At 75.7% G+C, this 14,081-nt stretch carries 10 protein-coding genes; 7 read left to right on the top strand and 3 right to left on the bottom strand.

What is annotated here, in order from left to right; genetic code table 11:
* Positions 1-47: 47 nt before the first annotated feature.
* Positions 48-689, bottom strand: coding sequence for an RNA polymerase sigma factor (locus tag WMF45_RS20670; RefSeq protein ID WP_437718597.1), 642 nt, complete (start codon positions 687-689; stop codon positions 48-50).
* A 315-nt stretch (positions 690-1,004) separates the two neighbouring features.
* Here WMF45_RS20670 and WMF45_RS20665 point away from each other — a divergent pair, with 315 nt between their 5' ends.
* Together WMF45_RS20665 and WMF45_RS20660 are read left to right on the top strand one after the other, a co-directional pair.
* Positions 1,005-1,556 carry a hypothetical protein gene (locus WMF45_RS20665; RefSeq protein ID WP_437718596.1) on the top strand — a complete coding sequence of 184 codons (552 nt, stop codon included), beginning with the start codon at positions 1,005-1,007 and terminating at the stop codon, positions 1,554-1,556.
* Positions 1,557-1,747: 191 nt separating this feature from the next.
* The gene (locus WMF45_RS20660) at positions 1,748-2,116 is read left to right on the top strand and encodes a septal ring lytic transglycosylase RlpA family protein (protein WP_437719559.1); all 369 of its coding nucleotides are present in this window, start codon (positions 1,748-1,750) and stop codon (positions 2,114-2,116) included.
* A 21-nt stretch (positions 2,117-2,137) separates the two neighbouring features.
* Here the strand turns inward: WMF45_RS20660 and WMF45_RS20655 are convergent, their stop codons facing one another.
* Positions 2,138-4,564, bottom strand: coding sequence for a PQQ-binding-like beta-propeller repeat protein (locus WMF45_RS20655; RefSeq protein WP_437718595.1), 2,427 nt, complete (start codon positions 4,562-4,564; stop codon positions 2,138-2,140).
* A gap of 222 nt (positions 4,565-4,786) precedes the next feature.
* Here WMF45_RS20655 and WMF45_RS20650 point away from each other — a divergent pair, with 222 nt between their 5' ends.
* The 3 genes from WMF45_RS20650 (at position 4,787) to WMF45_RS20640 (ending at position 7,330) form a co-directional block, all read left to right on the top strand.
* The gene (locus WMF45_RS20650) at positions 4,787-5,413 is read left to right on the top strand and encodes a CDP-alcohol phosphatidyltransferase family protein (RefSeq protein WP_437718594.1); all 627 of its coding nucleotides are present in this window, start codon (positions 4,787-4,789) and stop codon (positions 5,411-5,413) included.
* 98 nt (positions 5,414-5,511) lie between these two features.
* On the top strand, positions 5,512-6,102 hold the full coding sequence (locus tag WMF45_RS20645; protein WP_437718593.1) for a Uma2 family endonuclease: 591 nt from the start codon (positions 5,512-5,514) through the stop codon (positions 6,100-6,102).
* Positions 6,103-6,367: 265 nt separating this feature from the next.
* Positions 6,368-7,330, top strand: coding sequence for an outer membrane protein assembly factor BamB family protein (locus WMF45_RS20640; RefSeq protein WP_437718592.1), 963 nt, complete (start codon positions 6,368-6,370; stop codon positions 7,328-7,330).
* Positions 7,331-7,361: 31 nt separating this feature from the next.
* On the opposite strand, the gene WMF45_RS20635 is transcribed toward WMF45_RS20640, so the two are convergent.
* On the bottom strand, positions 7,362-8,096 hold the full coding sequence (locus WMF45_RS20635) for a hypothetical protein (RefSeq protein WP_437553977.1): 735 nt from the start codon (positions 8,094-8,096) through the stop codon (positions 7,362-7,364).
* A gap of 356 nt (positions 8,097-8,452) precedes the next feature.
* Between WMF45_RS20635 and WMF45_RS20630 the strand changes: the two genes are divergently transcribed.
* Positions 8,453-9,946 (top strand): hypothetical protein, encoded by a 1,494-nt coding sequence (locus tag WMF45_RS20630; protein WP_437718591.1) that lies wholly within the window; start codon positions 8,453-8,455, stop codon positions 9,944-9,946.
* A gap of 224 nt (positions 9,947-10,170) precedes the next feature.
* Entirely contained in the window at positions 10,171-14,076 is a 3,906-nt protein-coding gene (locus WMF45_RS20625; RefSeq protein ID WP_437718590.1) for a serine/threonine-protein kinase, read from the top strand.
* The last annotated feature ends 5 nt before the right edge of the window (positions 14,077-14,081 follow it).

Genomic DNA, 14,081 nt, shown 5'->3' with positions numbered 1-14,081 from the left:
TACCACAGGGCCGACGGCCGCCGAGCCCCCTTCGGGGGAGGGAAACGTCACGCCGCGAGGCTGACGCTGGACAGCATCGCCTCCAGGCGGCTCTGGATCTTGTGGCGCTTCGAGTACACCGTCTTCACGCTGATCCCCATCCGCGCCGCGATCTGCTCCGGGGGCAGGCCCTCGGCGAAGTAGAGCGCGACGAACTCGCGGTCCTTGTTGGAGAACGCGTGGAGCACCCGCCCCACGAGCGCGGCGCGCTCGCGGCGCTCGGCCTGCTCCTGCGGCGACGGGCGCTCGCAGGGGAGCTCGACCGCCGCGTCGTCGAGCGGGGCACAGCGCGGCGCGCGCCTCCTCGAGCGCAGATGGTCGTACGCGCAGTGGACGGCGAGCGTGCCGATCCAGGAGCTCAGCCGCGCGCCGCGGCCTGCGTCGAAGGTCCTCAGCTTGCGCATGTCGTTCGAGAGCAGCTGCACGAGCAGCGTGGCGTGGATGTCGCGGATGTCGTCCTGCGCGACCACAGCGGAGAAGCGGGCGATCACGCCGCTGATGCAGCGGTGGACGAGCCGATCGTAGCGGGCGTGGAAGGCGCGCCAGGCGCGCTCGTCCCCCGCGATCATCGCCTCCACCAGCGCACCTTCGGCGAGGTCGCCGAGGTCTTCGGAGCGTCCGTTGTCGCAGAGAAGCAAGTCGTTGGGCATGCCTCGCTCCTGTGCACCCGACGTGCCAGCGAGGACCGATGCGCGGAGTCGTCGCGCCCCCGCGCGGCGTCCTCGCGCGGCGGCGGCCGTCGTCGCGCGATCTTTCGCGGAGCGCAGGCGCGGCACGCGATCTCCGGAGCCGCGGAGCTCGGGCGACGAGCGCGCGTCGCAGGGGTCATCGCAGCGGCGGCGGGTCGCCCCGGACCTGCGCGTGCCCGAGGCGCTGTTAACGCGGGTTCACGCGCCCGGCGCCGATCTGGAGACCCCGCGCGCATCGGCTCGGCGCGCGGGCCTGTTTCGGGTTATGGACGGATCGTGCTCTCCGGTCGTGCCCTGGCCCTCGCGGTCCTCGCGTGGTCGCTCCTCAAGGTCGCGGTGCGCCGTCTGTTCGACGACGGTCCGAGCGGGCTCGCGCTCTTCCGCGAGAACTACGACGCCGATGGCCTGCCGCCGCTCTCGCCCGCCGAGCGCGCGGCCCTGCCCCGCTTCTCCCGCTGCATCGCGTGCGGGCGCTGCGATCTCGGGGAGGCCGAGCGCATCGCGGCCTCCAGGGGGGCTTACCGCGGCCTCATGACCGTGGTGCTCGCGTCGTCGCGGAGCATGCCGGACTTCGACGCCGCGGCGCTCGCGCTCGCGCACGTGCCGGAGGAGGTGCTCGCCGAGAAGGAGAGGATCTGCCCGACCGGCGTGCCGTTCCGCGAGCTGGCCGGGTTCGTTCGGGCGAAGGCCAGGCCCCAGGCGGCGCCGTCCGCGGACGGGGCGGGGAGCGGCGAGCCCTCGGCCCTGGCCCTGGTCGCCGCGGTGACCTCGCCCGCGGCCGACATCGACCCCTCGTCGGCCGATCGCGCCGCGCCCGAGGCGACGTGATGACGCCCGGTGGACGCCGCGGCGTGGCGAGGACGCTCGCCTTCCTCCTCCTCTCTTTCACCCCCGCCTGCTCCGCTCACCAGCCTGCAGCGCCCCGCACCGGAGCCGACGCGCCGAGCGCGATCGGCGTCGCGCCGAGCACCCCGCCGGCGCCCCCGCGGCACCAGGCCGAGGACGACGATCCGGAGGACATCGACGGCGTCTCCACGCCGATCGCGCCCGCGAGCGCGCGGAGCGCGGCGAAGGGGACGCCGATCCAGGGCGGGCGCGCCACCTACTACGCCGACAAGTTCAACGGCCGCCGCACCGCGAGCGGCGAACGCTACAACCCGCGCGCGCTCACGGCCGCGCACCGGACGCTGCCCTTCGGCGCCGTTGTCGACGTGGTCCGCCGGGACGGCCGCCGCGTGCGCGTGCGGATCAACGACCGCGGCCCGTTCAAGCGCGGCAGGATCATCGATCTTTCGCGCAAGGCCGCCGAGCGGATCGGGCTCATCGAGGACGGCGTCACCCAGGTGACGCTCGAGCTCATCTGGAAGCCGGCGCGGCGGCCGCGCTGACGCGCGCCGCCGCGGCCACCGCTACTGGACGAGGCTGAGCCGCGGGGCCGCGGAGAAGGCCGCGAGGTGGCCGCTCTCCTCGGCCACGTAGACGTCGCACCGCTCGTCGACCCGCAGGAGATCCGGGATGAGGTCCGTCGGCACCTTGCCGAGCAGCGCGCCGTCGCGCGGCCGGACGACGTGCACCTCGCTCTGCGGCACGAACAGCGCGCCCGAGCGGAGCACCGGCTCGAGGCGCCGCGGCCTGTCGCCCTCGACGCCGCCCGCGATGACGTGCCGGTACCGGACCGCGCCGTCGTGCGCGCCGACCCCGACGATCTCGCCTGCCTCGCTGTTCACGACGACCACATCGTCCACCATGAGGCACGAGGCCGTCGACGCGCACGCGGTCAGATCGAAGCGCGTCGCCCCGGTGCGGCGATCGATCCCGACGAGCCCCGTGCCGCGCCGCCCGTGGGTCACCACGCACACCGTCTCGGGCCCGAGCAGCGGCGCGCCGACCGGCGCCACGTGCTTCGGCAGATCGACCGTCCACCTCGCCTCGCCGGACCACGGGTCGAGGTGGTGCAGCCGCGCCCCGCCGCGGCCGACGAAGGCGCCGTCGCCCGCCAGCGCGAAGAGCGCGTCCTGATCGACCGCCACCGGCGACGCGAACGGGAGCCGGTCGCAGAAGCGCCACACGACCTCGCCGCTCAGCACGTCGAGCGCCGCGAGGGCCGGCTCGCCGCTGCCCACGAGGACGAGCTTGCCCGCGCGGCGGAGCCGGAAGTTCTCGCCGCGCCGCGCGGCGTAGCGCCAGCGCACCTCGCCCGAGTAGAGGTCCACGGCCGCGAGGTGGCGCGTCCCCTCGCTCACGATGAGCATCCGCGGCAGCCCGGGGCCGCTCACCACCGCGCCCGAGGCGTTCGCGCCCACGCGCGGCGAGAGCCGCGTCGACCAGGCGACCTCGCCGCTCGACAGATCGTGCAGCTGCAGCGTGCCGTCGGGCAGGAGCCGCCCGAGGCCGACCGGCGTCATCACCGAGACCGCGCGCGGCGCAGGCTTGCGCCACAGGCACTCGCCGGTGCGCCGATCGATGCACGTCAGCTCGCGCGTAGAGCCCACCACGAGCACGTCGCCGCAGAGGAAGGTGGCGCGGAGATCGATCGACGGGATCGCCGCGATCCACCGGGCCGTGAAGCGCAGGCGCGTCCGCCCGAACGTGTCCTCGGCCGCGGCCTGCGGGCGCGCCGCCGCCGCGAAGGCGCGGTACGTCTCCGGGGCCACGTTGATCTTCGCGTCGTTGCGCGTGAGCTCGCGGAGCCGCTCGGCGAGCGCGCGGACGCGCCCCCGGAACTCGAACAGGCGCAGGTTCGACGTCTGCCCGCGATCGCGGCGCACCAGGCTGCGCGCGAGCGCCCGCCCGAACGCGACAACGCCCTGGGCGAGCGCCGCCACGTCGACGGCCGGGAAGGTCCAGGTCTGCGCCCGCTCCTCGGCGGCCGCGAACGAGGGTACGCGGCCAGGGCCGGGCGCGCGGGGATCCGCGGAGGGGACGCGGCCCACGCGGGGCACGCCGAGCGTGAGCGACAGCGCCCCCTCGCTGTGCAGCCGGACGCCGAGGATCGCGCCGCCGACGGTCAGCCGCCGGTGGTAGGGCTGGCGCCGCGCCCACGCGTCGAGCGACTCGAGCGACAGCGACGCGAGCTGCTCGGCGAACGGAAAGACGAAGACGTCGGGCAGCTCCCGCGCTTCCTCGCCCACGAGCACGCGGATCTTGCCCCGGAAGAGGAGCGAGAAGAGGTCGGCCCGGAGCACGGCCGGCTGCGTGAGCGCCGCGCCCTGCGACGTGCGCAGGAGCGCCTCGGCCGCGATGGCGATCGGGATCTCGCCGGTCGGCTCGACGCCCACGATCGCGGGCTCTCCTCCCGCCTCGTCGGGCGAGAACGGCAGGGAGGCCGCGAGGCACCGCCGCGCGGCCGGGAGCCGCTGCTCGCCGAGCCCGCCGAGATCCGCGTCGTTGTCGGCGAAGGCGGCGTCGCGGCGCGCGCCAGGGCCCCTGCGCGAGGCGAGCCGGTCGATGGCCGCGAGGAGGCGCGCGCAGAGCGCTTCGCCGTCGAAGCGCCGCTCGTGCAGGGCGACCTCGGGCACGTCCCCGCCCTGGAAGACGGTGACGAGGAGGTCGCGGCCCACGCGCTCCAGCCCGAGCTCCCAGGGGTCGGGCTCGAGGCACAGGCGCACGACCGCGCGCGCGCGGCGTCCGGAGGCGAGCTCCGCCGCGGCCTCTGCGAGCTCGCAGAGCAGCGGCAGCGCCTCGGCCTCGGCGCGTAGCGGCAGCGCCGCTCCATCGAGCGGAGGAGACGCGTTGCGCGCCCCCTCCAGGACGAAGTCGAGCACATCGTGCAGCGACGTGCGCTCAGGCTCCGGTGAGCAACGGGTGTTGTCGGCGACAAGTGACAGTCCGGGCATCCGCCGACGGATGGTAGGCAGCGCGCGGCCTGGTCCTAAGTTTTGTGCGCGGATCGCCGCGGAGTGGACAAGCACGTGCCACCTGGCTAGACGGCGCCGGCGCCGGGCGCGCCGCGGCCCGAGGCGCCCTGCGACGCGAGGACGCCCCGAGAACGGCGATGCGCGCCGCGCAGAATGGTTGGCAATCGAACCGGACGTGCGACACTGCGCACCCCGAGCGCCATGCCTGCCGAGAGACCGCCCCATTTCTCGATGCTCCGGTCGTTCGCGCTCGCCGACTTCGTCACGCTGGCGAACGCGGCGAGCGGCACGCTGAGCATCCTGCTTTGCCTCAACTACGTGGCCGAGCGCGAGCGCATCTATATCTGGGTGGCGTTCGGGCTCCTGCCGTTCGCGCTGGCGTGCGACATCCTCGACGGCACGATCGCGCGCTGGCGTCGCAAGCACTCGCCGCTCGGGGCCGATCTCGACTCCCTCGCCGACGTTGTCTCGTTCGGCGTCGCGCCCGCGGTGCTCGGCTACGCGCTCGGCCTGCGCGGGCCGTGGGACGCCGCCGCCCTCGTCTACTTCGTCGCCTGCGGGATCAGCCGCCTCGCGCGGTACAACGTGACGGCGGCCGAGCTGTCGGACGAGCGAGGAAAGGTGCGCTACTACGAGGGGACGCCGATCCCCACGAGCCTGCTCATCGTGCTGCTCTTCGGGGTGCTCTTCGCCAAGGAGCGCGTGCACGAGCAGCTGTGGCTCGGGGCCATCGCGCTCGGACCCTGGGCGTTCCACCCGCTCAGTCTGGTCTATGTCGTGAGCGGCAGCGCCATGGTCAGCGGCACGTTGAGGATCCCGAAGCCGTAACGTGTGAGGGAGGGGCAGGCGCGCGGCGCCGCGCGAGCGTCCAGGTTCGGCGCGCCACACGCCTTGCCTCTCCCTGGGCGCCCAGGCACGCTCCGGTCATGGGCCAGCCCGCCGAGAAGCAGCCCCGCGCCACGTACGCGGAGCTCGAAGCCGTCCCGTCGAACAAGGTGGCGGAGCTCGTCCGCGGCACCCTGCACGTGTTCCCCCGCCCGGCGCCGCGGCATGCGCGGGCCGCGTCCCGGCTCGGGGGGAAGCTGTCCGGCCCCTTTGACCTGGGCGAAGGCGGGCCCGGCGGCTGGACCCTCCTGGTCGAGCCTGAGCTGCACCTCCCCGACCCGCGCACGCCTGGTGAGTTCGACGTGCTCGTACCCGACCTCGCCGGCTGGCGGATCGAGCGCATGCCCGAGCTGCCCGAGACGGCCTTCTTCCCGCTCGCTCCCGACTGGATCTGCGAGGTCTTGAGCCCGTCGACCGAGGACGTCGATCGCACGGAGAAGATGCCCCTCTATGCGCGCGAAGGCGTGCTCCACGCGTGGCTCGTCGATCCGATCCGGCGCACCCTCGAGGTCTTCTCGCTCGTCGCGGGCAGGGGTTGGGAGCCCGGCCCCGTCCACCGCGACGCGGCGCGGGTCCGGGTCGTGCCCTTCGAGGCCATCGAGCTCGATCTCTCGGTGCTCTGGGCGAAGTAGCAGGCCGCCGCGCTCGCGAGGGCGGCGCGCTCCGAGCCTCCCCCTTCGTCCCCGCGGCGAGGAGCGCGGCGCACGGTCGCTCTCGATCACGGGCACCCGGCGGCGATAGACTGTCCGGATGCGGCCCTGCAGGAGCTGTGGTGCCTCGCTGGAGGCGAGTCGTGATGGGATCGCATGCCCGCGCTGCGGCGCTGATGCCCCCGGCGTCGCAGGCGCGGCTGCGCCGCGGGGCGCGCCCGCGCCGGGGCCATCCCGGGCGACGAAGGTGCTCCTCGCCGCGGCGATGGCCGTGGTCGGGATCGGCTTCGCGGTGATGTTCTTCGCGCGCGTCGAGCCGCCGCAGGAGCCCGCGCCGCGCGCGCGCCCGCTGTCCACCCAGCTCGACGCCCTCTGCTTCGTGGACGCGAACGGCGACGACGCGCCCGACCCGGTGCTGTGGCAGGACGGCAAGACCCGCGGGCGCGTGGTGGCCGTCGACGGGCGCAGCGGGCAGGGGATCTGGGCCTCGCAGGAGATCGAGGAGCCGGACGCGCTCGCCTGCGCCGACGTGAACACCGTGCTCGCGGGCGGGGGCGACGCCGCGCTGCGCGCGCTCGACGCCCGCACCGGCAAGGAGCGCTGGGTGGCGAACCTGCCCGGGATCCCCGACGAGATCGCGGGGGGCGACGGCTGCGCGACCGTGGTGATGAAGGACGGCACGGCGACCGGGATCAAGCTCGAAGGGGGCGCGGCGGACGACTGCCCGACGGCGCCGCAGCCGTCGGCGATCACGGGGCACTTCTGGGAGCGCAAGAAGAACCCCCAGGTGGTCCAGGCCGGCGGCGTGGAGGTCGTGCTCACCGCGCCGGCCGACGGCCCGCCGCGGCTCACCGCCGAGGGGCGGCGCGGCAGCGAGTCGCTCTGGAAGAAGGAGCTCGCCGCGCGCGCGCCGCTCTCCGGCGGGCGGCCCGACCTGTTCCTCGTCGCGAGCGGCGGCGCCGCCGTCGTCGTCGGCGTCGACGTGGTGAACGGCACCGAGCCGCGGATCATCGCCCTCGACCCGGTGTCCGGGGCCGCGCGGTACGAGCGCGCCGCGGCCTACCTGGGCGACCGGCTCACGGCGGCGAAGGCGTCCGGCCCCTACGTCTACGTCATCAGCGGCGCCGCGGTGAGCGGCGCCGCGCTGCGCGCGGTCGACCCGGCGACCGGAGAGACCGCGTGGCGCGCGACCACGCCGCCGTCGCCGTGAGCCGGTCGCCGGCGTGGCCCGCGGCGCGCCCTCAGCAGAGGCAGCCCACGAACGTGCCCGAGAACAGCGGTCGCTCCATCACGGCGGCGCCGCACGTCGGGCACGTGTCGCCGAGCTTGAGCTCGCGGGGCTGCGGCGCCGGCTTCGCCGGCTGCGCGGAAGGGGACGTCCCCGCGACGGCGAGCGGCTGGAACTCCACGATCGACACGCGCGAGAACCCCTGCCTCGGCGTGGCGCTGCGCTGCGGCGACGTCAGGAGATCCTGCTTGCTGCGGACCGGCAGGATGGGTCGCGACATGTTGATGTACGCGAGCTCGATCGTGTAGAGCGCCGGATCGAGCATGCGCGGGTCCTCCGGCTGGACGATGCCGTGCTGGAAGGCCTCGATCAGCATGTCGACGTCCGTCCTCGCGTTGCGGTTGCGCGCGGCGTCGACCAGGAAGAGGCCATTGCCGTAGTAGGCGGCGTTGAGCCAGAAGCCGGTGCCCGCGGTGTGGTAGCCGCCGGTCGCCCACTTGTACCCGCGCAGCGAGCGCACGTGTGTCGTCAGCGCGTTCGCGAGCGCGTACGACGTCATGCCGAGGGGCAAGAGGCTCACGAGCGCCGCCGGGTGGAAGTTCAGGCAATCGCTGCAACAGACAGGCACCGTCGGCACGAGCGCCTGCGCGGGATCGATGCAGACCTGGACTTCCGATTCGCTGCGATAGCAGCCGGTAAAACACGAATGCCGCTCGACGGCGGCCAGGAGCGCGGCGGGAAGTGCCATGCGGGGAACTATACCGTCCACGAGGGCGCATGGCTGCCACGAGGCGCAACGCCGCCGCCATTGTCCGAGGCGTGCGCGCCGCGGCGAGCCCAGGTGTTCGCGACGTTCGCGCGCACGTGTCCGCGTGGTCGCGCCTCGCATCTCGCCTGCTCGCACGATTGCGAGCAGACGAGCGCAATTGCGTCCTTCGTGCGCCTGTCACAGGATCGCTGCGTGCTGATCGCCGTACACCCTGAGCGCTTGCTCCGCTGCCGGTGCGTCCTCGATGGAGATCGCGCGGAGCGGCGTGGGCTCCGGTCCAGCGCGGGCGTCAGCGCCTCGCGTCCATCGGAGTGCCGCGCGGACGCACAGGCGGCGTGACGGGACGGGAGCGTTCGCTGCTCGTTGCGCTCGCCGGCGCGCTCTCGGCGCTGCTCCCGGCGCTAGCGCTCTCGGGGTTCACGGTCGACGACGCCCTGATCACGGCGCGTTATGCGCACCACCTCGCCCGGGGGCTGGGCTACCGCTTCAACGCGGCCGGGCCGGTGACCGACGGCGTGACGCCGCTCGGGTGGGCGTTCGTGCTGGCGCCGTTCGCGGCCGGCGGGCCGCTCGCCGCGCTCGCGGCCGCGAAGGCGCTCGGCGCCCTCGCGTGGACGTTCGCCGCCGGCGTCCTGGCGCTCGCGATCGATCGGGCGTCCGCCCGGCCCGTGCGGTTCGCGGCGCTCGCGCTCGTGCCGGCGTCGGCGCCGCTCGCCGCCTGGAGCGTGGCGGGCATGGAGACGGGCGTCGTCGCGGCGCTCGGGGCGCTCGCCGTCGCGTTGCCGGCGCTCGGCCGCGCGCTCGGCGGCGCGGCCTGCGCCGGGGCCGCGGCGGCGCTCCGGCCGGAGCTCCTGCCGTTCGCGCTCGTCGTCGCGCTCTCGGCCCAGGCGGCTCCGCGTCGCGACGCCGAAGGGGGCGCCCCGCCGCGGCCCGCGTGGGCCCGCGCGCTCGCCGCGCTCGCGCTCGCGGGCCTCCCCTTCGTCGCCGTGGCCCTGGCGCGCCTCTCGATCTTCGGGCGGGCCGCGCCGCTCGCCGCGCTCGCGAAGGCGCCCGACGCGGCGCTCGGGGCCCGGTACGCGCTCGCGTGCTTCCTCCTGACCGGGCCTGCGGCGCTGATCGCGCCGGCCGCGTGGCGCGCGCTCCCCGCGTGGCCGCGCGGGCTGCTCGCGGCGGTCGCTGTGCACTTCCTCGCGGTCGCGGCGGCGGGCGGCGACTGGATGCCGCTCTCGCGGCTCGTCGTCCCGGCGCTCCCCGCCGTGGTGCTCGCGGCGGCCCACGTCGCCTCGGTGGCCGACGCGCGCGCCACGGCGCTCCGGCTCGCGCTCGCGCTCGCGGGGGAGCTCTTCGTGATGGTCCGGGTCGGGCCGACCGCCGCGCGGGTGGGAAGCGACCGGCTGCGTGTCGTCGAGGAGCTCCGCGGCGCGCTCGCCGGGGCGGAGGTCGTCGCGGCGCTCGACATCGGCTGGCTCGGGGCGGCGACGGGCGCGACCCTCGTCGATCTCGCGGGCGTCACGGATCCGGCGATCGCGGCGCTGCCCGGCGGGCACACAACGAAGCGGATCCCCGGGGCGCTGCTCGACGCGCGCCGGGTGGACGCGCTGGTGCTGCTGCTCGCCGAGGGCGAGGCGCCCGCGTCGCCGTGGCCCGCGTCGCGGTTCGCGCGCGGGGTGGAGCAGCGCGTCGCGCGCCTGCCCGGCGCTGGCGAAACGTTCGCTCCCGTGGCGGTGAGCGGCCTCCCGCACCTCCGCTACGTGGTGCTGCGGCGGAGCGCGGGCGGCGCGGAGGCAGGCCAAGCGCCCCCTGACGCGGGCGCGCAGCGCGACAGGTAGGTGAGCCGGCGAGGCGCGCGGGTGCGCCAGCGTGTGCACCGCGCCGACGCGAGCGCCTGCGCCGCGACATGCGTCCCTGCAAGGTGGCTCGGCCAGGGGATCGGCCGCGGTGAGCCGGCGCGCACGCCGCGCGGCGTCGAGCGAAGTGACAGTGGACGGACGGCGCGCGCCGCTGGCACGCTGTGCAATAGAGGCAGAGCGCCCGCCAGGAGCGCGTCAGCTCGATGCAGTCAGGAGAGGTCGTCGACGACCGGTTCGAGATCGAGGAGCACGCCGCCTCGGGCGCGACGGCGCGCGTGTACCGCGCGCGCGACCTCCGCTCCGGTGAGCTCGTCGCGCTCAAGCTCCTCCAGACAGCCGCGACCGCGTCGCTGAGCGCCCTCGCGCGCGAGCACCTCGCCCTCGCGACGCTCGCGATCCCCGGCGTCGCCCGTTACGTCGCGCACGGAGCGACGGGCGGGGGGCGGCTCTACCTCGCGATGGAGTGGCTCGATGGCGAGACCCTCTCGGAGCGGCTCGATCGTGGCCCGCTCACGCTCGCCGAGGGCCTCACGCTCGCAGCGCGCATCGCCGAGACGCTCGCCGCCGTCCACCAGCTGGGGTTCGTGCACTGCGACGTGAAGCCGGGCAACCTCATCCTCGAGGGCGGCGACCTCCAGCGCGTCCGGCTCATCGACTTCGGCGTCGCGCGCTTCTCCGGGGATGACGAGGAGGAGTTCCCGACGCTCGGCGACATCCGCGGCACGCCCCAGTACATGGCCCCGGAGCAGGCCCGCGGCGAGCCGCAGATCGACGCGCGCGCCGACGTGTTCGCGCTCGGCAGCGTGCTCTTCGAGTGCCTCACCGGGCGCGCCGCGTTCGGCGGCAGCGACCCGCTCTCGGTCCTCATGAAGGTCCTCCTCGAGGAGCCGCCGCGGCTCAGGGAGCTCCGCGACGACGTCCCGGCCTGGCTCGATCGGCTCGTCGCGCGGATGCTGTCGAAGGCGCGGGAGTCGCGGCCGCGCGACGCGGGCGTCGTCGCGGCGGCGCTCGCCTCGGAGGCGCTGGATTCACGCATCGACGCGGGCCCGCCGTCGCTGCAGCCCCCGTCGTCCCACCCGCCGGCGCAGCGCGGCCGCGAGATCACGACCAGCGAGCGGAAGGTCATGTGCCTCCTCCTCGCCCGGGAGGGCCACGCCGACGCGGAGGCGACGCTCTCCGACGTCGAGGACGAGGCGAGGGCGCGGGCGATCCGCGAGATCGTCGAGCGCCACCGCGGCCGGATCGAGCTCCTGGAGGCGCGGTGGCTGCTCGTGACGCTCTCGGGATCGGCCGCGCCGACCGACCTCGCGGCGCAGGCGGCCCGCTGCGCCCTCTCGCTCAGGGAGCTGCTCGGCGGCGCCCGCCTCTCGCTCGTCATTGGCCGGGCCGAGGTCGCCGCGCGGCTGCCGGTCGGCGCGGTGATCGATCGCCTCGTGCAGCTCGTCCAGGGCAGCCGCGAGCTCCACCATCCGGCGGCCATCCGCATCGACGACACGACAGCGGGCCTGCTCGGCGCGCGGTTCGACGCCACCCGGGACGCGTCGGGGTGCTGGCTCCACGGCGCGCGCGAGGAGCCCGAGACGCAGCCCTCGCTCCTCGGCCGGCCGGCGCCCTACGTCGGGCGCGAGCGCGAGCTCGGGCTGATCGAGGCCGAGATCGACGCCTGCGTCCGGGGGGCGGCCCCGGGCGCGGTGCTGGTGACTGGCGCGGTGGGGTCGGGCAAATCGCGCCTCTGTTACGAGCTCGTCCGCGCGCTCCGGTCGCGCAGCGAGCCCCTCGCGGTGTGGCTCGGCCAGGCGGATCCGATGAGCGCCGGCTCCGCCTTCGGGCTGCTCCAGCGCGCGCTCCGCCGCGGGCTGGGCCTGCGCGACGGCGAGCCGATCGACTCGAAGCGGCGCAAGATCCGCGCGCGCGTCGAGCGCCGCTGCGGCGCCGCGGCGGCCGCGCGCGTCGCGCCGTTCCTCGGCGAGCTCGCGGGCGCGCCGTTCCCGGACGACGACGACGTGCAGCTCAGGGTGGCCCGGCGGCACCCGCTCCTGATGAGCGACCAGCTGCGCCTCGCGTGGGAGGATTTCCTCGACGCCGAGTGCGCCGCGCAGCCGGTGCTCCTCGTGCTCGACGACCTGCACTGGGGCGATCTGCCGACCGTGACGCTCGTCGAGGCCGCGCTGCGCAACCTGAAGGGCAGGCGGTTCGCGGTGCTCGCGCTGGCGCGGCCCGGCGTGCACGAGCTCTTCCCGGGGCTCTGGGGGCCTCACCTCGTCCGGGAGGTCCGCCTCTCTCCGCTCGCGCCGTCGGGCGGGGAGCGGCTCGTGCGGGAGGCGCTCGGCGCCCGGGCGAGCGCGGAGCTCGTGAGGACGCTCGTCGAGCGCGCCGACGGCAACGTGTTTTATCTGGAGGAGCAGATCCGCGCCGCCGCCCGCGGCCGGACCGCGGCGCCGCCGGAGACGGTGCTCGCGATGGTGCAGGCCGGGCTCGACGCGCTCGACCCGGAGGCGCGCCGCGTGCTGCGCGCCGCGAGCGTCTTCGGCGAGGCGTTCTCCGAGGCGGGGGTCGCCGCGCTCGTGGGCCGGTCGGAGGTCGCGCGCGAGGTCGACGAGCTCGTGCGGCACGAGGCGATCGTGCGCATCGGGCCGCGGAGCGCGGCCGGCGACGCCGCGCTCCGGTTCCGCCACGCGCTCATCCGCGAGGCCGCCTACGGCATGCTGACCGAGGGCGATCGGCGGCTCGGCCACGCGCTCGCGGGCGGCTTCCTCGCGCTGCGCGGCGAGGCCGATCCCATGGCGCTCGCCGAGCACTTCGAGCGCGGCGGCGAGCCCGCGCGCGCGGCAACGGCGTACCTCGCGGCGGCGCGGCAGGCGCTGCGGGGCAACGACCTCGGCGCGGTGCTGGCGCGCGCGGCGCGCGGCGTCGCGTGTGATCCGGCGCCCGCCACCGTGGGCGAGCTCCGCCTGCTCGAGAGCCAGGCGCACTTCTGGCGCGGCGATCTCGCGCTCGCAGAGGAGCGCGCCGCGGCCTCCGCGGAGCACCTCGCGGAGGGATCCGCCGCCTGGTTCGCCGCGCTGACCCGGATCATCATCGCCGCCGGCGCCACGGGCGGCCTCGAGCGCGTCGAGCGCTGGGCCGCCGTCGCGCGCGACACGCCTGCGCCCCTCGAGGACGGGAGCTCCGCCAAGAGCGCCTGCCTGAGCTCCGCCGCGCTCATGCTGATCTTCGGCGGTCGCTATGCGCTGGCCGACGCGTTGCTCGAGGGCGCGGAGCGCGCGATCGAGGGCGCCCCGGCGCCGGATCTCGAGGCCGTGGCGAACCTCCACGAGGCGCGCGCGATCCGCGCGCACGCGGGCGGCGACCCCGGCGCGAGCCTCGCAGGCATCGCAGCGGCGCTCGCGGCGTTCGAGCAGGCCGGCGACGTGCGGCGGGCGTGCATGGCGCGCATGAACCTCGGCTACTCGTACGGCCAGGTGGGTCAGCTCGAGGAGGCCGAGGCGGCGCTGCGCCAGGCGCTCGCCGAGTCGGAGCGCATGGAGCTGCGCGGCACCACGGCGTACGTCCTCCAGAACCTCGGCCTGGTGCTCTCGTACCGAGGCCGGCTCGACGAGGCGAGGTCGGTCGAGGAGACCGCGTGCGCGATGCTGGAGCGCCACGGCGACGTGCGGATGGAGGGCTGCGCGCGCGTCTACCTCGCGAGCATCCTGCTCCTCGGGGGTGATCCCGAGGCGGCGGCGCGCGAGGCGCGGGCCGCGGACGCGATCCTCGAGCGGGCCCCGCCGATGCGCGCCTACGCCGTCGCGGTGCTCGGGCGCGCGCTGCTCCACCTCGGCAGCCCTGGCGACGCGCTCGCCGCCGCCGAGCGTGCGCGCGCGCTGCTCGACGAGGTGGGCGTGGAGGAGGGCGAGTCGGTGGTGCGCCTGGTCTACGCCGAGGCGCTGTCGGTCTGCGGGCGCGGCCCCGAGGCCGCGCAGGCGATCGCCGAGGCGCGCGATCGCCTGCTCGCGCGCGCCGAGAAGATCAGCGACGGCGCGTTCCGGGCGCACTTCCTGGAGCGGGCCGTCGACAACGCGCGCACGCTCGAGCTCGCGCGGGCGTGGCTGGGCGAGGCGGCGGAGTAGACGAG

Source organism: Sorangium sp. So ce448 (assembly GCF_051520915.1).
GTDB classification, from domain to species: Bacteria; Myxococcota_A; Polyangia; order Polyangiales; family Polyangiaceae; genus Sorangium; species Sorangium cellulosum_B.
The sequence above is the reverse complement of the archived record's forward strand: the minus strand, read 5'-3'. Positions and strand labels throughout refer to the sequence as shown.

Coding starts and splice junctions, on each gene's coding strand:
- WMF45_RS20670 (WP_437718597.1), bottom strand. CDS start 689: ATGCCCAACGACTTGCTTCTCTGCGACAACGGACGCTCCGAAGACCTC.
- WMF45_RS20655 (WP_437718595.1), bottom strand. CDS start 4,564: ATGCCCGGACTGTCACTTGTCGCCGACAACACCCGTTGCTCACCGGAG.
- WMF45_RS20650 (WP_437718594.1), top strand. CDS start 4,787: ATGCCTGCCGAGAGACCGCCCCATTTCTCGATGCTCCGGTCGTTCGCG.
- WMF45_RS20645 (WP_437718593.1), top strand. CDS start 5,512: ATGGGCCAGCCCGCCGAGAAGCAGCCCCGCGCCACGTACGCGGAGCTC.
- WMF45_RS20635 (WP_437553977.1), bottom strand. CDS start 8,096: ATGGCACTTCCCGCCGCGCTCCTGGCCGCCGTCGAGCGGCATTCGTGT.
- WMF45_RS20625 (WP_437718590.1), top strand. CDS start 10,171: ATGCAGTCAGGAGAGGTCGTCGACGACCGGTTCGAGATCGAGGAGCAC.